Source organism: Paenibacillus xylanilyticus, assembly GCF_013359935.1.
In the GTDB taxonomy this organism is placed as follows: Bacteria; Bacillota; Bacilli; order Paenibacillales; family Paenibacillaceae; genus Paenibacillus; species Paenibacillus xylanilyticus.
In genome coordinates, this window is record NZ_JABMCB010000010.1 from 1 (window position 1) to 352 (window position 352).

General features: G+C 50.9%; 2 rRNA genes. Both read right to left on the bottom strand.

The window, feature by feature from the left end:
- Positions 1 to 22: 22 nt before the first annotated feature.
- Positions 23 to 139 (bottom strand): 5S ribosomal RNA (rrf, locus tag HP552_RS00055).
- A gap of 84 nt (positions 140 to 223) precedes the next feature.
- Positions 224 to 352, bottom strand: a 23S ribosomal RNA gene (locus tag HP552_RS00060); the annotation flags it as partial.

The following is a 352-nucleotide window of genomic DNA, read 5'->3' on the forward strand; positions in this document are numbered from 1 at the left end:
ATTACATCGGCAGTGGTTCTTTGCTTGGCAACGTCCTACTCTCCCAGGACCCTTCGGTCCAAGTACCATCGGCGCTAGAGGGCTTAACGGTCGTGTTCGGGATGGGTACGTGTGGAACCCCTCCGCTATCGCCACCAAACGGGCATTTGTGAAACAAATGCGTTCAGAGATTATTCCCTGAAAACTAGATCCGAAACGAATTTGTGATTAAAACCTGCATATCTTGGATAAGCCCTCGACCGATTAGTACTGGTCAGCTCCATGCATTGCTGCACTTCCACCCCCAGCCTATCTACCTCGTCGTCTTCAAGGGGTCTTACATACTGGGAAATCTCATCTTGAGGGGGGCTTC